Genomic DNA, 17,728 nt, shown 5'->3' on the forward strand with positions numbered 1-17,728 from the left:
TGCACTGTGCTCTATTTCTGGGCGTAGCCGAGTGTTTTCAGGGCGTCTGTGATCTCGTCCAGAATGGCCGGATCGTCGATGGTTGCGGGCGTTTTGTAGTCCTTGCTGTCGGCAATCGACACCATCGTCCCGCGCAAGATCTTGCCCGACCGCGTCTTGGGCAGGCGATCCACCACAACAGCCTGTTTGAAGGCTGCGACTGGGCCGATCTTGTCGCGTACCAGCTTAACCACATCCTGCACGACCTCACCGTGGTCACGATCACAACCTGCATTCAGGCAAAGGAAGCCAACCGGCATCTGGCCCTTCAACTGATCGGTTACGCCGATCACGGCGCATTCCGCTACGTCGGGGTGAGAGGCCAGAACCTCTTCCATACCGCCAGTAGACAGGCGGTGACCCGCGACGTTGATCACGTCATCGGTGCGGGCCATGATGTATAGGTACCCGTCCTCATCGATCATGCCCGCGTCGCCGGTTTCATAGTAGCCGGGGAAATGCTCAAGATACGCGCTTTTGAACCGTTCTTCAGCATTCCACAGTGTCGGCAAAGTCCCGGGGGGAAGGGGAAGCTTTACTGCGATTGCGCCCAACTCTCCGGCTTTCATGGGGTGGCCGCCTTCGTCCAGGATCTGCACGTCATAACCAGGCATCGGCTTGGCGGGTGACCCAAGTTTGATCGGCAGTTCCTCGATCCCAAGCGGGTTTCCTGCGATGGGCCAGCCGGTTTCAGTTTGCCACCAATGATCGATCACCGGTACTTTCAGTGCATCCTGCGCCCAGACGATCGTGTCCGGGTCAGCCCGCTCACCGGCCAGGTAAAGCGCGCCCAAATGGGACATGTCGTAGTTGTTGATCAGTTCACCTTGCGGGTCCTCGCGTTTGACCGCACGGATCGCTGTTGGTGCGGTGAAAAAGCTTTTGACCTTGTGTTCGGAAATAACGCGCCAGAACGTACCGGCGTCGGGTGTGCCCACCGGCTTGCCTTCGAACACGATCGTGGTGTTTCCGTGGATCAACGGCGCGTAACAAATGTAAGAGTGACCCACGACCCACCCCACGTCGGATGCTGCCCAGAACACGTCACCGGGGTCCACATTGTAGATATTCTTCATCGTCCAGTTCAGCGCCACCAAATGGCCTGCGGTGGGGCGAACGACACCTTTGGGCGCACCTGTCGTACCCGAGGTGTAGAGGATATAGGCCGGGTCGTTGCCGGCGACCGGAACACACTCGGCCGGTTCGACACCGTATTGGAAGCCATGCCAGTTGAAGTCGCGACCTTCAATCAGTTGTGCAACCTCTTGCTCGCGTTGGAAAATAACGCAGAAATCGGGTTTGTGCTCGGCCAAATCGATGGCCCCGTCCAATAGGGGTTTGTAGTGGACAACGCGCCCGGGCTCCATCCCGCACGAGGCGGCGATGATTGCTTTGGGTTTCGCATCGTCGATCCGAACAGCCAACTCGTTGCTGGCAAAGCCTCCAAAGACCACCGAATGTACGGCCCCAAGACGGGCGCAGGCTAGCATGGCCTCCAACGCTTCGGGGATCATGGGCATGTAGATAATGACCCGGTCGCCTTTTTCCACGCCCTTGGCCCGCAATGCACCGGCCAGCATCGCGACGCGATTGCGCAGCTCGACATACGAGATCTCGCGCTTGGTGTGAGTGATAGGACTGTCGTAGATAATCGCGGTCTGCTCGGCGCGTCCGTTTTCCACGTGGCGATCCACTGCGTTCCAGCATGTGTTGACTTGGGCGTCCGAGAACCATTCGTAGAGCGGAGCATTGTCGTCGAACAGGGCTTTGGTCGGTGGACGCACCCAGTCGATGCTTTTGGCGGCCTCCATCCAAAATTCCTCTGGGTTGGATTTCCAGCTGTCGAAAACGTCCTGGTAAGCCACGATAATCTCCTCCGATAGTTCAGTGCGCTTTGTGTAAAGTGGCCGAAGGGTAACGGACAAGCGACGCTTAAGTCGGAGCGTCACTTTATCGCAAAATATTTGCATATCTTTGGAAGTAGAGGTGCAAATTTTTGCAAATGCACTTTTTGGGCGCAGTAAGGTGGGTATCGTGGGGAATTTTTGCAAAGTTGCAAAGAGGGCTGAGCAAACAAGTCTCAGAATCATACCGGGCGCCTTAGCTGGCGCCCGGTTCGAATTATTGACAGATCAGGTTACACGACTACCCGTAGTGGGTAACGGGCGTACCCGCTATTGCGGCCATGTTCAGCAACCCACGCGCGGTGATTGATGGCGTCACGATATGCGCCTTGTTGCCCATTCCCATCAGGATCGGCCCAACCTCCAGCCCGTCCGCCTTCATTTTCAGAATGTTTCGCACGCCGCTGGCCGCGTCGGAATGCGCGAAGATCAACACATTCGCTGCACCCTCCATGCGGGAATTCGGGAAGATGCGCGAGCGCAGCTCGGGGTCCAGCGCAAGGTCAAGATTCATCTCGCCCTCATAGGTAAAGTCACGTGGCTCCGAGTCCAGAATATCCAGCGCCGCCCGCAGACGTTTGCCTGACCCTTCCGCCTGATTGCCAAACTGGGATTGCGAGCAAAAGGCGATTTTGGGTTCAAGCCCAAAGCGGCGCACGTGACGCGCTGCCCCGATTGTGCTTTCGGCCAGTTCCTCGGGGGAGGGCAGTTGCCGAACATGGGTGTCAGCAATAAACAACGGCCCGTCTTCCAGGATCATCAGCGACAGCGCGCCGTGCGGACGTAAGTCTCCATCGCTCAAAATTTGTTGCACATAGTTCAAGTGCCAGCGGTACTCGCCAAAGGTTCCGCAGATCATACTGTCTGCATCGCCCCGATGCACGGCAATCGAGGCAATAGCAGTGTTGTTGGTCCGCATGATCGCCTTGGCCAGATCAGGCGTAACGCCACGGCGCTGCATCAGTCCGTGATATGTATTCCAATAATCATAATAGCGCGGGTCGTCTTGCGGGTTTACGATCTGGAAATCCTCACCCGGCCGGACGGTCAGACCCAGCCTTTCGCATCGGGCATCGATTACATCGGGACGACCGATCAGAATCGGGGTCTCGGTGGTTTCTTCCAAAATAGCTTGGGCTGCGCGCAGGACGCGCTCGTCTTCGCCCTCGGCAAAGACGATCTTGCGGGACGCGGCCGAGGCGGCCTCGAACACCGGTCGCATGATCAGCGCCGATTTGAAAACGGTTTGGTTGAGCTGTTCTTTATACGCTTCGATATCGGCAATCGGGCGTTTGGCCACACCGCTCGCCATAGCGGCCTTAGCCACCGAGGATGACACCACGCCCACAAGGCGCGGGTCAAAGGGTTTGGGGATCAGATAGTCGGGACCGAAGGTCAGTTGTTCACCCTTGTAGGCGGCAGCAGCCTCGGCGCTGGTGGTGGCGCGGGCCATTTCGGCGATACCGTCGACACAGGCGATCTGCATCTCATCGTTGATCTCGGTTGCGCCAACATCCAGCGCGCCGCGGAAGATGAAGGGAAAGCACAGGACGTTGTTCACCTGATTGGGAAAGTCGCTGCGGCCCGTGGCGATGATTGCATCCGGCGCAACCTCGCGCGCGGCATCGGGCAGAATTTCCGGGTTCGGGTTGGCCAGCGCAAAGATGATCGGGCGGCTGGCCATTTTCGCGACCATCTCGGGCTTGAGCACATTCGGCCCGCTTAGGCCAAGGAACAGGTCCGCATCCCCGATCACGTCATCCAGCGTGCGCAGATCGGATTTCTGTGCGAACTGGTCCTTGTGCGGATTCATATCCTCGGCGCGGCCTTCGTAGACCAGACCGTGAATATCGCACAGCCAGATATTCTCGCGCTTGACGCCTAGCTTGACCAACATGGACAGGCAGGCAATCCCCGCCGCCCCGCCGCCGGTCGAGACGACTTTGATGTCTTCGAACGATTTGCCGGCAACGTGCAGCGCGTTCTTGGCGGCCGCCCCCACAACGATGGCAGTGCCGTGCTGGTCGTCGTGAAAAACGGGGATATTCATCCGCTCGCGGCAGATTTTCTCGACGACGAAGCAGTCGGGGGCTTTGATGTCTTCTAGGTTGATCGCACCAAAAGTGGGCTCTAACGCGCAGACGATATCAGCCAGCTTTTCGGGATCGGGCTGATCGACCTCGATATCGAAACAGTCGATATTAGCGAATTTCTTGAACAGAACGGCCTTGCCTTCCATCACTGGTTTTGAGGCCAGCGCACCGATGTTGCCCAGTCCCAAAACCGCCGTCCCGTTTGAGACCACCGCCACAAGGTTGCCGCGCGCCGTATAAAGCTCGGCATTTTGGGGGTCGGCCTTAATTTCAAGGCTCGCTTCGGCCACGCCGGGTGAGTAGGCGCGCGCCAAGTCGCGACCGTTGGCCATCGGCTTAGTGGCTTTGATCTCTAGCTTTCCGGGCTTTGGGTGGGCGTGGTAGTCAAGCGCGGCCTGCCGCAGGCTGGGGGTGTCAGACATTGGCGATTTATCTCCGTTCCGAAATTTGATTGACCGTTAAACCATTTTTTCCGGCTTGGCTACGTCACGTCATTTTGCAGCATGTTTTCGGCGACATGAGCGCGTGAGTTGCATTTCAATTCAAAGTAACTAGTTTCGAGCATCTTCGAAAACCTGTCTTTCAGACGCAAGAACAAAGGCCAGACATGAGCTTTAATGAGGATCTCCGGACTGGTTCCAAAGGGCATATTTACTTTGGGCTTCCTGCTGCTCTGGCCGCAATGGCGCTTGTGTTGGTCGTTATCTCTATCTGGCCGGAACAGGCATCGCGTTTCAACCAAGAGGGCGGCTTGATCGAGACTGGCTCGGCTTTTGCTTTGCTGGCGGCGGGCTTTGCAGCGTTTTACCGCTTTCCCGGCGTCAAGCGCCTGTACATCGGCGTCGTGTGTCTTCTGTTGGCCGAGCGCGAGCTTGAAGCGGATGTCTACTCGGTTGGAACCTTTCCTCATACGATCCTCAGTGGTTTGGACGTGATGCTGGACATGACTGCCGTGCGCATAGTGCTGGCGGTGATCGTGTTGGGTGGGTTGATCTGGCACGGTGTCCCGACGGGTTGGCGTGCTTTGAAGGCACGCGCGCCGTTTTTGCTGGTGTTTTTCCTGGCGGGCATGTCGGCAGTGGTCGCGCAACTGCTGGAAGAGGTGTCCGGGATGATGGGCGCGGATATTTCGCAAACCATGATACTGCGCCTGTTTGTGCTGGAAGAAACGCTTGAGATGTTCTTTTCGATTGGCATTCTGGCCGCTGTTCTGATCGGATGGCCGAAAGCCAAGACCGAAGAGACAGTGAATGACCAACAACCAGACCAAAGCTGAGATTCGTCTGCCCACGCAGGAGCTGCGCGACGATATCCCCTTTTTTACCAAGGTGCTGGGGATGCGGATGGATATGATCTATCCCGCCGATGACCCTCGGGTGGCGGTGTTTTCCGGCCACGGGCTGCGGCTGCGGATTGAAAAGGACGCGCCGGAAAGCCCCGGCACGTTGCGCATCCTGACCGATGACCCCGACAGCTTTGCCGACGGACAGCGCAGCCTACTGGCCCCGAACGGAACAAAGGTCGAGATTGATGAGCTGAATCCGCCCATGGTCATGCCGGACACGGTGCATTCTTTCGTTGTGCGCAGGCTCAAGGATCAGGCCCCTTGGATCATTGGTCGCGCCGGGATGCACTATCGTGATCTGGTGCCCGACCGGCTGGGCGGGTCCATCATTGCTAGCCATATCCGCATTCCCGACGGTGGACCGGTGCCGGACATGGTGCATTTCCACAAGGTCGGATTCCAACTGATCTTCTGCATCCACGGCTGGGTGGATGTGGTCTACGAGGATCAGGGCGACAAGATGCGCCTGACTGCTGGCGATTGCTTTATCCAACCGCCCGAAATCCGTCACCGCGTGCTTGAGGCCTCGGACAATGTGCAGGTGATCGAGATCGGCGTGCCTGCCGAGCACGTCACCGAGATCGATCACGATATGGACCTACCCACCCCGCACTACCGCCCCGATCGTGAATGGCAGGGGCAGAAGTTCGTCTTCAATCAGGCCGAGGGCGCGGATTGGGTGCCGTTTCGCCTGCCGGGCTATATCTGCCGCGACACCACGATTGCGGAAAACACCAAGGGCGTGGCCGGGGTGCAGGTCGTGCGCAAAGGGCAGGGTGATCCGCAATGGGCTGCCCATGACACAGATATCCATTTCACCTTTGTAATGAACGGCGCGGTCACGTTAGAGGGTGAAGGGCGCGAGCCATACCCGCTGGAACAGGGCGACGCGTTTGTGATCCCTCCGGGGATGCGGACGCGCCTGTCGGACCCGTCGGATGATGTGGAACTGCTTGAAGTAACGCTGCCCGGCACGTTCAACACACGGCTGGGGTAAGAATTGCGGCGCGCGGGGCTTCACCTTGGCGCGCCGTTTCACTAGAACAGTATTTTTCTGACCAGATGATCAAAAATTGGGGAATCGCCATGAGCCTGAAAGACGCAGCCCTCTTAGTCCGCGAAAACGCCTATGCACCCTATTCCAATTTCAAGGTCGGAGCGGCGATCCGATCTGCCTCGGGCGTGATTTATTCCGGATGCAATGTCGAAAACGTGGCTTATCCCGAAGGCACCTGCGCTGAAGCAGGGGCGATTGCCGCCATGGTTGCCGCAGGCGAGCAGGAACTGACCGAGGTTTATGTGGTTGCCTCATCGCCTCAGCCCGTGCCGCCCTGCGGGGGGTGCCGTCAGAAACTGGCCGAGTTCGGCAAGCGCGAAGTCAAGGTGACGCTGGCGTCGGTCGAAGGGTCTGAGATGGAAACCACCATCGGCGATCTGCTGCCGGGGGCCTTTGGCGCCTCGCATATGGAGTGAGCCATGGACGCCCGTTCGATCAACGCCAAGCTGCGCCGCGGTCAGGTGCCCACGGCCGAGGAACTGCGCTGGTTCGCGCAAGGTCTGGCTGATGGTGGCGTCAGTGATGCGCAGGCTGGGGCTTTTGCGATGGCCGTCTGTATGGGCGGTCTGGGCGCGCAGGGCCGCGCTGACCTGACGGTTGCAATGCGCGACAGCGGCGACGTTCTGACATGGGACGTGGATGGCCCGGTGATCGACAAGCACTCGACCGGAGGGGTGGGGGACAGCGTCAGTCTGGTGCTTGCACCTGCACTGGCTGAGATGGGGGCCTATGTCCCGATGATCTCGGGTCGTGGGTTGGGCCATACCGGTGGGACGCTGGACAAGCTCGAGTCGATTCCGGGCGTGACCACTCAGATCAGCGAAGATCGTCTGGCGCAGATTTTGCGCGAAACCGGCGCGGCCATAGTTGGTGCAACGGGGCAGATCGCCCCTGCGGACAAGCGGCTCTATGCAATCCGCGATGTGACGGCGACGGTGGAAAGCCTCGACCTGATCACCGCGTCGATCCTGTCCAAGAAGCTGGCCGCCAGCCCGGATGCACTGGTGCTGGACGTCAAGGTGGGCAGCGGCGCGTTCATGAAAACCCACGAGGATGCGCGCAATCTGGCACAGGCCCTGACCCAGACCGCGAATGCCGCGGGATGCCGCACCTCGGCGGTGATCACGGATATGAACCAACCTCTGGCACCGGCGCTGGGCAACGCGTTAGAGATCTGCGAGGTCATGAAAGCCATGACCGGCGGGCGCAATACGCCCTTGGCCGAAATCTCGGCCGAGTTGGGCGGCGTGCTGCTGGTGGATGCCGGGATGTGCGCAACCTTGGATGAGGGGCGCGAGAAACTGGCCGAAATTATCCGCTCTGGCCGCGCGGCCGAAAGGTTCGGGCGCATGATGGCCGCCGTCGGCGCGCCACTGCATTTCGTCGACAACTGGTCGCGGTACTTGCCCGAGGTCAGCGTGATTCTTGAAGTTCCTGCGCCAAGCACGGGCTATGTCACTGCGATGGATGGCGAAGCGCTGGGCTTGGCCGTCGTCGCGCTAGGCGGCGGGCGGCAAGTTGAAAGCGACGTGATCGACCCCGCCGTGGGGATTTCCGATATCGTCCGGCTGGGTGCTAAGCTGGACAAGGGTGCGCCGTTGGCCGTGATCCACGCCGCCCGCGAGGACGCGGCGCAACAGGCGGCGCAAGCCGTCTTGCAAGCGATCAGCCTCGGGCCGGACAGCCCCTCGCTGCCGGGGATCGTGCATGAAAGGATCACCGCATGACCCGCGCGTTTCTGGTCGTGATGGACTCGGTCGGTATCGGTGGCGCGCCGGATGCGGATCACTTTTTCAACGGCGATCGGCCCGATACCGGGGCCAACACGCTGGCACACATCGCGCAGGCCTGCGCCGAGGGGCGGGCCGAGGATGGGCGCTCGGGCCCGCTGCATTTGCCTCATCTGGATGCGTTGGGGCTGGGGGCGGCGACCCGTCTGGCCTCGGGCGCAGACACGCCGGGGCTGCGGGCGGAACCGACCGGCCTGTGGGGCTGCGCGCGGGAACATTCGCCGGGTAAGGACACGCCCTCGGGCCATTGGGAACTGGCCGGGCTGCCGGTGCCTTGGGACTGGCACTATTTCCCGGATACGCAACCAGCCTTTCCCGCCGACCTCAGCCGGGCCGCCGCCGAGGCTGCAGGAACCGACGGCATATTGGGCGATTGCCACGCCTCGGGTACGGCGATCATTGCAGACCTGGGCGCCGAACATCTGCGCACCGGCTGGCCGATCTGCTATACCTCGGCTGACAGCGTGTTCCAGATCGCCGCGCATGAGGAGCATTTCGGCCTAGACCGATTGCTGGAAATGTGCCGAACTCTGGCCCCGCGCTTGCACGAGATGAAAGTGGGCCGGGTCATCGCGCGACCATTCGTGGGAACGCCGGAACAGGGCTTCACCCGCACCACCAACCGCAAGGATTTCGCCATCCTGCCGCCTGCGCCGGTTCTGACCAACTGGGCGCAGGATTCCGGGCGGCGCGTGCATGCGGTCGGCAAGATCGGTGATATCTTCTCGATGCAGGGGATCGACACGCTGCGCAAAGGCTCGGACGCCGAGCTGATGCGTCACCTCTCCGATCTGGTCGATGAGGCGGAAGAGGGCAGCCTGACCTTCGCCAATTTTGTCGAGTTCGACAGCCTGTACGGCCATCGCCGCGACATCAGCGGCTATGCCCGCGCGTTGGAATGGTTTGACCGTGAAATCGGCGCAATCATCGCCCGTCTGCGGCCTGGAGACTTGATGCTGCTGACCGCCGACCACGGCAATGACCCCAGCTGGATCGGCACCGACCATACGCGCGAACAGGTGCCCGTTCTGATCGCCGGGCGAGGCGCGGGCCAGATCGGCGCGGTGAATTTCACCGATATTGCCGCTAGCATCGCACACCACCTGAACATCCCGGCGCAGGGGCCGGGGCGGAGTTTTCTATGAGCGTCGCAGACCTTCCCAAAATCGAATTGCACCTGCACCACGAAGGCGCGGCCCCGCCCGCCTTTATCCGGCAGTTGGCCCATGAAAAGCGCATCGACCTGAGCGGGATTTTCAAACCCGACGGCAGCTATGATTTCCGCGATTTCGCCCATTTCCTCAGCGTGTATGAGGCCGCCTGCGAAGTGCTGAAATCGCCCGAGGATTTCCGCCGCCTGACACTGGCCATCCTCGAAGAAAGCGCGGCGAACGGAGTGGTTTATTCGGAAACCTTCCTCAGCCCCGATTTCTGCGGCGGCGGAGACCTGCATGCCTGGCGCGACTACCTGACCGCCATCCAGGACGCGGCGGATGAGGCCGAGCGCAAATACGACATCACCCTGCGCGGGGTCGTGACCTGCGTGCGCCATTTCGGTCCTGAAAAAGCAAAGCTCAGCGCCCATTGTGCAGCGGAAACCGCTGGTGATTGGATCACTGGCTTTGGTATGGGCGGGAATGAGGCTATGGGAGCTCAGGGGGACTATAAGTGGTCCTTTGACTGCGCCCGCGAGGCTGGTCTGCGCCTGACCACGCATGCCGGAGAGTTTGGTGGCCCCGAAAGCGTGCGTGATGCTATTCGAGACTTGCGTGTGGAACGTGTGGGCCACGGCGTACGCGCCGCCGAAGACCCAGACCTGATCCGCGAGATTGTGGACCGCGACATCACGCTTGAGGTCTGCCCTGGCTCGAACGTGGTACTGGGGCTTTTCCCCGATTTCGCCGCGCATCCAATTGCCAAATTGCGCGATGCGGGTGTGAAGGTCACAATTTCCACGGACGATCCGCCGTTTTTCCACACCACAATGCGGCGTGAATATGAGATGTTGAGCAAGGCGTTCGGCTGGGATGCTGAAGTTTTTGCCGCGCTGAACGAAACCGCACTGAACGCGGCTTTTTGCGATGAAGAGACCCGCGCGCGGGTCAAGACAAGACTGGAGAGAACATGAGCGAACACCTGACCGTCGTTGACCACCCGCTGGTGCAGCACAAACTGACGCTCATGCGGGACAAGGGCACCTCGACCGCCAGCTTCAGGCAGTTGCTGCGCGAGATCACTCAGCTGCTTGCCTATGAGGTCACGCGTGAGATGCCGCTGACCACCCGCCATATCGAAACTCCGATGGAGGAGATGGACGCCCCCATCCTGGCTGGTAAAAAGCTGGCGCTGGTGTCGATCCTGCGGGCCGGAAACGGGATGCTGGATGGGGTGCTGGAGCTGGTGCCCTCGGCCCGCGTGGGTTTTGTCGGCCTCTACCGCGATGAGGAAACGCTGAAACCCGTTCAGTACTATTTCAAAGCGCCCGAGGGGCTGAAAGACCGTCTGGTCATCGCGGTTGATCCGATGCTGGCCACCGGTAACAGTTCGGCCGCGGCGATTGATCTGCTGAAAGAGGCGGGTGCCACCGATATCCGATTCCTGTGCCTGCTGGCTGCCCCCGAAGGCGTTGCGCGGATGAAAGAGGCGCATCCGGACGTGCACATCGTAACGGCGTCACTGGACCGAGAGCTGAATTCAAAAGGCTATATCATGCCCGGCCTCGGCGACGCGGGCGACCGGATGTTCGGAACCAAGTAAGTCGGATCATCCGCCGCAGATATTCTGCAGCCGGACCCAATCGCGGTCCGGCAGGACCTGCTGTTGGGGACGGCCTGCCATTGGGTCAGCCTCGATCAGGCCCAACACCGTCTCACCGGTTACATCCTTGGCATAAGCAAAAGGTGTCGAGGGCAGAGCGGCTTGGGCAAAGACCTCCAGCAGGTCATCATCCGGCAGGGAAGGGCGGGGCTCTGACAGGACCTCTTCGGTATAGGCATCCACGATGTCTGGGGTCAGTTCGCCGGTTGTCAGCAGTCTAAAGGCAGTGCCCGCTCCGGTGCGGTCCAGCAGATCCTCAAGTGGATCCTGCGCCTGCGTTCGTGCGCGTTCTGCAATGATGTACCCGGCGGCAACCGAGGGATCCTCGTGATCTTCGACTAGCGCCCGGTTTAACAACACGATCCCGCCCGGCAGGCTGAGACTGCTTTGCACGCCCGCCGGAAGGATGACGACTTCGCGTACACCTGTGCGTGCGGCCAGTTGATCTAACGCCTCTTGCGCATCTTCGGACGTGCAGGCCCGCCCGGATACGCGCTCGATCCGGTCAAGGATTGCACCACCGATATCTTGCCGTTTGATATCGGGAACAACCGAGACCACGTGGTTCTGAAGCGCAACCGGAACCCAAAGCAAAAGCAAGGCCAGAACAGCGACAATGACACCCGCAACGCTGAGCCACCGCAAACGCCCGGGATGCGGGCGCGCGCGGTCGATGGCGCGTTGCAAACGGTCTATCGCCTCGATCATGGTGGTTTCGGTTTCTTCCAGCTCCAGCGTCTCGTCCGGGTCGCCATCGGGGTTGAAGACCGCCGGATAACCACCCGGATTCTGCCGTTCCAGCGCCGCCAGGGACCAATGTGTCAGCGCCTTGTCATTGAAATCCGAGATCGTCAGTGTGGCTTCGCCGATGGAAACCACGACCTCGCGCCGTTGAACGTCGGGCGAAGGACGCCACAGACCGGTGGCCTCGATCCGTTGGTACTGTTTCAGGGCCGTCATCACGGTGAGAACTGCTCATTATTGATTGAGGTCAGTTTAGCACGCAAAAATCCAGTGGTGCAAACCTGTTGCGCCTGGTTCTGTAAATGTGCTGGATGGTGCAGGGCCTTGGGGGCAAGGCTTTATTGGTTTAACAACAAGGCATACCATGTCGCCCGACACGCAGACCTCACCGATCTTGGCCTCGATCCTGATGATAAGCTCGATGGCGATCATTGGGGTGGTGGATAATGTGGTGATCTTGTTGGCCGAGACGATCGGCCTTTGGCAGTTCCACCTAAGCCGCGCCGCGTTGATGCTGCCGCTGATCGTAGGATTGTCGCTATTGGGTTTCGGGCAGTTGCGCCCAAATCGTCTGGGGCCTGTGATGTTGCGCAGTGTGCTGATCACGTTGGCGATGTTGTTCTATTTTGGCGCGTTGGCCCTGATGCCCATTGCGCAGGCCTTGGCGGGGCTGTTTACCTCGCCGATCTTTGTGCTTCTGATATCGACGCTGGCGCTGGGGCAAAAGATCGGGCCCTGGCGTATTTTCGCTGTTTTTCTGGGGTTCACCGGCATTTTATGCGTACTGCAACCGAACCCGTATGAGTTCGATGTAAAGACGCTGTTACCTGTCGCCGGGGGGCTGTTCTATGCGCTGAGCGCTGTTATCACGCGCAGTCACTGCGCAGGGGAAAGCACCGTCGCTCTTTTAGCGGCCATGGTCATCACTTTGGGGTTGGCGGGGGCAACGGGTGTGATCGCCTTGACGGTGTTTCCGCTGACATCGCCCGAGGGGCCTGCGGGGTTCGTCACGCGCGGTTGGGTTTGGCAGATGCAACCGGCGATCCCCTGGATCGTCGTTCAGGCCGTTGGATCGACAATCGCCGTTTTCATGCTGATCAAAGCCTATCAGATCGGAGAGCCGTCCTATGTCGCGGTATTCGAATACTCGGTCATGATTTTTGGCCCCCTGTTCGCCTGGGTTGTCTTTGGCCAGTCGATCGGCGTCATGCAGATCGCAGGGATTGCGCTGATCGCGACGGCGGGCGCCGTATTGGGCTGGAGAGCCGGGCGCACATCCCCCGAGAACGCCATCGCATGATCATTTCCACGGGTCGGCGATACGTGTTTGTTCATATCCCCAAAAGCGGAGGGACATCGCTGTCTTTGGCTTTGGAAGACCGGGCTATGAAAGATGATATCCTTGTGGGCGATACACCCAATGCGCTGCGACGCCGCAAGCGGTTAAAGGCGATGACGGGCGCAGAACGTCTCAGGAAACACGGCGTTTTGTCTGATATCGACGGGATAGTATCCGCGGACGAACTTCGGTCGATGTTCACCTTCACTCTGGTTCGGAATCCTTGGGACCGGATGGTCAGCTACTATCACTGGTTAAAGCGCCAAACCTTCGAGCACCCTGCGGTCGGGCTGGCTCGCAAACTGCCGTTCACAGAGTTCGTTCTGCACGCCGATACAGCGCGGTCTTTCGCAGCCAACCCGGCGCGACGCTATATGGCACTGGCGAACGGGGTCGAGCACTGCAGCGCGTATATCCGTTTGGAACAGTTCGAGAAAGACGCCGAGCCTTTGTTCGAACATCTCGGGTTCAGGCTGTCGCTGCCACAATCGAACCGTTCCGACCGTGTGGCAGACTACCGAGGTTATTTCACGCCAAAGACGCGCGCTGCTGTTGCTGCGGCGTGTGCCGAAGATATCGAAAAGTTCGGCTACGGCTTTGATGATTTCGGGATATGATCACGGGTTGATTTGACGTCAACATTGCGCCAACCCGCAGACAGGAAAACTGGCGCATGCAGAACATGCGCCAGTTTTTTAGTTCAGGCTGCTTTCGCTTCGGGGTCGAAGCGGCCGTAGAAGGTCTGGCCTTTCTCGGCCATCTCGCGCAGTAGCGGCGGGCAGGCGAACCGATCACCGTATTTCGCCGTCAGTTGGTCGCAACGCTCGGCCGCATAAGGTGCGCCGATGATGTCAACCCAGCTGAGCGGACCACCGGACCAGGGCGCAAAGCCCCAAGCCAGGATCGCGCCAACATCGGCCTCGCGGATGTCTTCCACTACGCCTTCTTCCAGCGCACGGACGGCTTCCAGAACCTGAGCGAACATCAGGCGTTCCTGAACTTCGATCAGATCGGGCTGGTCCTCGGCCAGCGGGAATTTGTCCTGCAGACCTTTCCAGTATCCCTGACGCTTGCCCTTTTCGTCATAGTCAAAGAAACCGGCCTTGGACTTGCGGCCCAGACGCCCCTGTTCTTCCATCCAGAAGATCAGATCGTCGGCGCTGCTTGCCGGATAGGCATTGCCCATCGCGGCCTTGGTGGCGCGGGCGATCTTGGCGCCCAGATCGATCGAGGTTTCATCGGTCAGGGTAATTGGTCCCACCGGGAAGCCCAGCTGACGTGCGGCGTTGTCGACCAGCACGGGGCTGACACCTTCGGTCACCATACGGGCGCCTTCGTTCAGGTAGGGGATGATGCAACGGTTGCAGTAGAAGAACCGCGCGTCGTTGACCACGATGGGCGTTTTGCGGATCTGGCGCACATAATCCAGCGCTTTGGCAACCGCACGATCACCAGTTTCCTTGCCCTTAATGATCTCGACCAGCAGCATCTTCTCGACCGGCGAGAAGAAGTGGATACCAATGAACTGATCAGGGCGCACGCTGGCCTTGGCCAAATCGGTGATCGGCAGAGTCGATGTGTTCGACGCAAAGATGCATTCGTCCGAGATAATCGCCTCGACCTTTTTGGTCATGTCGGCTTTGACGGCGGGGTCTTCGAACACGGCTTCGATGATCAGATCGCAGCCTTTCAACTCTTCCAGATCAGGTGTCGGAGTGATCAGGCCCAGCATGACGTCTTTCTTGTCTTCTGAGATCTTCCCCCGCTTGACCGACTTGTCCAGATAGGTCTCGGAATACGCTTTCCCTTTGTCCGCGGCAGCCTGATCGCGGTCAATCAGGACAACCTCCATACCGGCTTGGATCGAGACCAGCGCGATACCGGCCCCCATCATGCCTGCACCCAGAACACCGACTTTCCTGACCGACTGATCGGGGATTCCGGCAGGGCGCACGGCGCCTTTGTCCAGTGCCTCTTTGTTCAGGAACAGCGAGCGGATCATTGCACCTGATGACGGGTTCATCAGCACAGTGGTGAACCAGCGAGCCTCGATCCGCAGGGCGGTGTCGAAATCGACCAGCGCGCCTTCATAAACCGCGCTCAGCAAAGCCTTGGCTGCTGGGTAAGCACCCTGAGTTTTGCCGTGCACCATCGCAGAGGCACCGACGAAGTTCATGAAACCGGCTGGGTGGTAGGGGGCACCACCGGGCATCTTGTACCCTTTGGCGTCCCAAGGTTTGACCAGATCAGTCTCCTTGGCGTTCAGAACCCACTCTTTCGCGGCGGCCATGGGGTCGGCGGCGATCTCGTCGATATAGCCAGCACCTTTGGCTTTTTTGACGTCCAGCATCTTGCCTTCCAGCAACAGCGGCGCTGCAGCAATCGTACCCATCTTGCGGATCATGCGCGTGGTGCCGCCTGCGCCGGGGAAGATGCCGACCATGATTTCCGGCAGGCCGTATTTGGCTTTGGGATCTTCACCGGCAAAGATGCGGTGGGTCGACAGGGGCAGTTCCATGCCGATCCCGGCGGCGGTGCCGGGCAGAACGGCTGAAATCGGCTTGCCGCCCTTCTTGGTTTTGAAGTCCATGCCTGCCAATTCAATCTTACGCAGCAGGGCATGAATTTTCATCGTGCCTTCGAACAGGCCTTTGGCGGGATCGTCACCGGCCTCTTCCTTCATCACGGCCAACAGGTTCAGGTCCATGCCGCCGGCAAAGGAACCCTTCTTGCCCGAGGTGATGATGATGCCTTTGATCTCGTCATCGGCCAGCGCCTGATCGATACAGGCGTCCAGTTGCGTCAGTCCGTCAAAGGACATCACGTTCATTGATTTGCCGGGAACATCCCAGGTAATCGTGCCGACGCCGTCGGCGTCTTTGGTCAGGGTAAACTCGGTCATCCGTCGTCTCCAATCTGGTCAGCCGTCAGCGGGCTGCCGTCTTTCCGGGTGAAGGATTCGCCATCTGCGTCGTCCTTCACCATCATGTCGATATCGCTATAAAAGCCGGTCTCGGTCGGGGTCCGCGTGCCCACCACCAGAAAGGTCGCGGGCGCATCGGTTTTGTTTACAAGGTGGTGGCCGTTGGGCTCACCTGCGGGCCAGGCCGCACAATCACCGGGCTGCATCTCATGCTCACCATCGTCGTCGATCAGGGTGCAGATGCCGGAAAGCACAATGGCGAACTCGTCCTGCTCCATGTGGTAGTGCCGCAGCGAGGACATCCCCGCAGGCTCCAACCGCACGATGTTGACCCCATATTGGGTCAGACCGCCCGCATCCCCCAGCCGCTGAACGAAACGACCTGCGGTCGCCTCGGCCAGCTTGCCAGGATAGGACGATCCCCCAATAAACGGGATCTGAGAGAGATCCAGCTTGGGCATCAGACCCGCTCGATGATGGTCGCGGCACCCATGCCCGACGCAATGCAGAGCGTGGCCAGACCGGTTTCTTTGTCCTGCCGCTCCAGCTCGTCCAACAGAGTACCGATGATCATCGCGCCAGTTGCACCCAGCGGGTGACCCATCGCAATCGAGCCGCCATTGACGTTAACCAGCTCTGGGTCCACATCAAATGCCTGCTGGAACCGCAACACGACCGAAGCGAAGGCTTCGTTCACTTCGAACAGGTCGAAGTCCGAAATCTGCATGCCATTGTCGGCCAGAATTTTCTGGGTCACCGGAACCGGACCCGTCAGCATGATGGTTGGGTCCAGACCGATCTTGGCAGTGGCCTTGATCCGTGCGCGCGGTTTGATGCCGTGCTTTTCACCGAATTCCTTGTTGCCGATCAGAACGGCAGCAGCCCCGTCCACGATGCCCGAGCTGTTGCCCGCGTGGTGGATGTGGTTGATCTTTTCCAGGTGCGGGTATTTCAGCAGGGCGACCTTGTCGAAGCCCGGCATCTGCTCGCCCATCATCTGGAAGGCTGGGTTCAGGCTGCCGAGGCTCTGCATGTCAGTGCCGGGGCGCATGTATTCGTCATGGTCCAGAATGGTCAGACCGTTGCGGTCTTTGACGGGGACAATCGACTTGGCGAAGCGGCCTTCTTCCCACGCCTGCGCGGCGCGGCGCTGCGACTCCATCGCCAGCTGGTCTGCCTGATCGCGGCTGAAGCCGTATTCGGTCGCGATGATGTCCGAGGAAATCCCCTGCGGCACGAAATACGTGTCCATCGCCAGCGACGGATCAACGGCAATCGCCGCACCGTCCGACCCCATGGCCACGCGGCCCATCATCTCGACGCCGCCGGCGATGTAGCCGTCACCGGCACCGCCTTTGATCTGGTTGGCGGCCAGATTCACAGCTTCCATGCCCGAGGCGCAGAAGCGGTTGATGGCCAGACCGGGGATCGATTCATCCAAATCCGAGGCCAGAACCGCAGAACGGGCCAGACAGCCGCCCTGTTCCATCACCTGCGTAACGTTGCCCCAGATCACGTCTTCGACGGCGTGGCCTTCCAGGTTGTTACGCTCTTTCATGGCGTTAAGGGCGACGGCGGACAGTCGCACCGAGGTTACCTCGTGCAGGCTGCCATCCTTGCGGCCCTTTCCGCGCGGTGTGCGCAGGGCGTCGTAGATGTAAGCTTCGGTCATGATGC

At 59.9% G+C, this 17,728-nt stretch carries 15 protein-coding genes; 9 read left to right on the top strand and 6 right to left on the bottom strand.

The window, feature by feature from the left end; genetic code table 11:
- Window positions 1-11: 11 nt before the first annotated feature.
- Together prpE and AC2FNR_RS08975 are read right to left on the bottom strand one after the other, a co-directional pair.
- Complete coding sequence (gene prpE, locus AC2FNR_RS08970) at window positions 12-1,904, bottom strand: propionate-CoA ligase PrpE (RefSeq protein ID WP_170752286.1); 1,893 nt, start codon at window positions 1,902-1,904, stop codon at window positions 12-14.
- 280 nt (window positions 1,905-2,184) lie between these two features.
- Window positions 2,185-4,458: an NADP-dependent malic enzyme gene (locus AC2FNR_RS08975; protein ID WP_353390519.1), complete on the bottom strand. Its 2,274-nt coding sequence runs from the start codon at window positions 4,456-4,458 to the stop codon at window positions 2,185-2,187.
- 185 nt (window positions 4,459-4,643) lie between these two features.
- Between AC2FNR_RS08975 and AC2FNR_RS08980 the strand changes: the two genes are divergently transcribed.
- The 7 genes from AC2FNR_RS08980 (at window position 4,644) to upp (ending at window position 10,985) form a co-directional block, all read left to right on the top strand.
- Window positions 4,644-5,312, top strand: coding sequence for a hypothetical protein (locus tag AC2FNR_RS08980; RefSeq protein WP_496848801.1), 669 nt, complete (start codon window positions 4,644-4,646; stop codon window positions 5,310-5,312).
- On the top strand, window positions 5,287-6,378 hold the full coding sequence (locus AC2FNR_RS08985; RefSeq protein ID WP_496848803.1) for a cupin domain-containing protein: 1,092 nt from the start codon (window positions 5,287-5,289) through the stop codon (window positions 6,376-6,378). The genes AC2FNR_RS08980 and AC2FNR_RS08985 overlap by 26 nt, the downstream gene beginning before the upstream one ends.
- A gap of 89 nt (window positions 6,379-6,467) precedes the next feature.
- Window positions 6,468-6,854: a cytidine deaminase gene (locus AC2FNR_RS08990; RefSeq protein WP_496848804.1), complete on the top strand. Its 387-nt coding sequence runs from the start codon at window positions 6,468-6,470 to the stop codon at window positions 6,852-6,854.
- A 3-nt stretch (window positions 6,855-6,857) separates the two neighbouring features.
- A complete protein-coding gene (locus tag AC2FNR_RS08995) occupies window positions 6,858-8,165 on the top strand; it encodes a thymidine phosphorylase (protein ID WP_496848806.1) in 1,308 nt (435 codons plus the stop codon).
- The gene (locus AC2FNR_RS09000; RefSeq protein ID WP_496848807.1) at window positions 8,162-9,373 is read left to right on the top strand and encodes a phosphopentomutase; all 1,212 of its coding nucleotides are present in this window, start codon (window positions 8,162-8,164) and stop codon (window positions 9,371-9,373) included. The genes AC2FNR_RS08995 and AC2FNR_RS09000 overlap by 4 nt, the downstream gene beginning before the upstream one ends.
- The gene (locus AC2FNR_RS09005; RefSeq protein ID WP_496848809.1) at window positions 9,370-10,356 is read left to right on the top strand and encodes an adenosine deaminase; all 987 of its coding nucleotides are present in this window, start codon (window positions 9,370-9,372) and stop codon (window positions 10,354-10,356) included. Before AC2FNR_RS09000 ends, AC2FNR_RS09005 begins: the two co-directional genes overlap by 4 nt.
- Window positions 10,353-10,985: a uracil phosphoribosyltransferase gene (gene upp, locus AC2FNR_RS09010; RefSeq protein WP_170354714.1), complete on the top strand. Its 633-nt coding sequence runs from the start codon at window positions 10,353-10,355 to the stop codon at window positions 10,983-10,985. The genes AC2FNR_RS09005 and upp overlap by 4 nt, the downstream gene beginning before the upstream one ends.
- Window positions 10,986-10,991: 6 nt before the next feature.
- On the opposite strand, the gene AC2FNR_RS09015 is transcribed toward upp, so the two are convergent.
- Window positions 10,992-12,005, bottom strand: a complete 1,014-nt coding sequence (locus AC2FNR_RS09015) for a hypothetical protein (RefSeq protein ID WP_496848811.1) — start codon at window positions 12,003-12,005, stop codon at window positions 10,992-10,994.
- Between the two features lie 148 nt (window positions 12,006-12,153).
- On the opposite strand from AC2FNR_RS09015, the gene AC2FNR_RS09020 reads away from it, so the two are divergent.
- A complete protein-coding gene (locus tag AC2FNR_RS09020; protein WP_496848812.1) occupies window positions 12,154-13,089 on the top strand; it encodes a DMT family transporter in 936 nt (311 codons plus the stop codon).
- Window positions 13,086-13,745 carry a sulfotransferase family 2 domain-containing protein gene (locus AC2FNR_RS09025; RefSeq protein ID WP_496848814.1) on the top strand — a complete coding sequence of 220 codons (660 nt, stop codon included), beginning with the start codon at window positions 13,086-13,088 and terminating at the stop codon, window positions 13,743-13,745. Before AC2FNR_RS09020 ends, AC2FNR_RS09025 begins: the two co-directional genes overlap by 4 nt.
- A gap of 83 nt (window positions 13,746-13,828) precedes the next feature.
- Here the strand turns inward: AC2FNR_RS09025 and AC2FNR_RS09030 are convergent, their stop codons facing one another.
- The 3 genes from AC2FNR_RS09030 to AC2FNR_RS09040 are packed head-to-tail and all read right to left on the bottom strand — an operon-like array spanning window position 13,829 to window position 17,723.
- A complete protein-coding gene (locus tag AC2FNR_RS09030; protein ID WP_496848816.1) occupies window positions 13,829-16,030 on the bottom strand; it encodes a 3-hydroxyacyl-CoA dehydrogenase NAD-binding domain-containing protein in 2,202 nt (733 codons plus the stop codon).
- Window positions 16,027-16,512 (bottom strand): cupin domain-containing protein, encoded by a 486-nt coding sequence (locus tag AC2FNR_RS09035; RefSeq protein ID WP_170354709.1) that lies wholly within the window; start codon window positions 16,510-16,512, stop codon window positions 16,027-16,029. Before AC2FNR_RS09035 ends, AC2FNR_RS09030 begins: the two co-directional genes overlap by 4 nt.
- Window positions 16,512-17,723: an acetyl-CoA C-acetyltransferase gene (locus AC2FNR_RS09040; protein ID WP_496848818.1), complete on the bottom strand. Its 1,212-nt coding sequence runs from the start codon at window positions 17,721-17,723 to the stop codon at window positions 16,512-16,514. Before AC2FNR_RS09040 ends, AC2FNR_RS09035 begins: the two co-directional genes overlap by 1 nt.
- Window positions 17,724-17,728: the final 5 nt, after the last annotated feature.

Source organism: Ruegeria sp. SATB045 (assembly GCF_059613525.1).

Coding starts and splice junctions, on each gene's coding strand:
- AC2FNR_RS08975 (WP_353390519.1), bottom strand. CDS start 4,458: ATGTCTGACACCCCCAGCCTGCGGCAGGCCGCGCTTGACTACCACGCC.
- AC2FNR_RS08980 (WP_496848801.1), top strand. CDS start 4,644: ATGAGCTTTAATGAGGATCTCCGGACTGGTTCCAAAGGGCATATTTAC.
- AC2FNR_RS08985 (WP_496848803.1), top strand. CDS start 5,287: ATGACCAACAACCAGACCAAAGCTGAGATTCGTCTGCCCACGCAGGAG.
- AC2FNR_RS08990 (WP_496848804.1), top strand. CDS start 6,468: ATGAGCCTGAAAGACGCAGCCCTCTTAGTCCGCGAAAACGCCTATGCA.
- AC2FNR_RS08995 (WP_496848806.1), top strand. CDS start 6,858: ATGGACGCCCGTTCGATCAACGCCAAGCTGCGCCGCGGTCAGGTGCCC.
- AC2FNR_RS09000 (WP_496848807.1), top strand. CDS start 8,162: ATGACCCGCGCGTTTCTGGTCGTGATGGACTCGGTCGGTATCGGTGGC.
- AC2FNR_RS09005 (WP_496848809.1), top strand. CDS start 9,370: ATGAGCGTCGCAGACCTTCCCAAAATCGAATTGCACCTGCACCACGAA.
- upp (WP_170354714.1), top strand. CDS start 10,353: ATGAGCGAACACCTGACCGTCGTTGACCACCCGCTGGTGCAGCACAAA.
- AC2FNR_RS09015 (WP_496848811.1), bottom strand. CDS start 12,005: ATGACGGCCCTGAAACAGTACCAACGGATCGAGGCCACCGGTCTGTGG.
- AC2FNR_RS09020 (WP_496848812.1), top strand. CDS start 12,154: ATGTCGCCCGACACGCAGACCTCACCGATCTTGGCCTCGATCCTGATG.
- AC2FNR_RS09025 (WP_496848814.1), top strand. CDS start 13,086: ATGATCATTTCCACGGGTCGGCGATACGTGTTTGTTCATATCCCCAAA.
- AC2FNR_RS09030 (WP_496848816.1), bottom strand. CDS start 16,030: ATGACCGAGTTTACCCTGACCAAAGACGCCGACGGCGTCGGCACGATT.
- AC2FNR_RS09035 (WP_170354709.1), bottom strand. CDS start 16,512: ATGCCCAAGCTGGATCTCTCTCAGATCCCGTTTATTGGGGGATCGTCC.
- AC2FNR_RS09040 (WP_496848818.1), bottom strand. CDS start 17,723: ATGACCGAAGCTTACATCTACGACGCCCTGCGCACACCGCGCGGAAAG.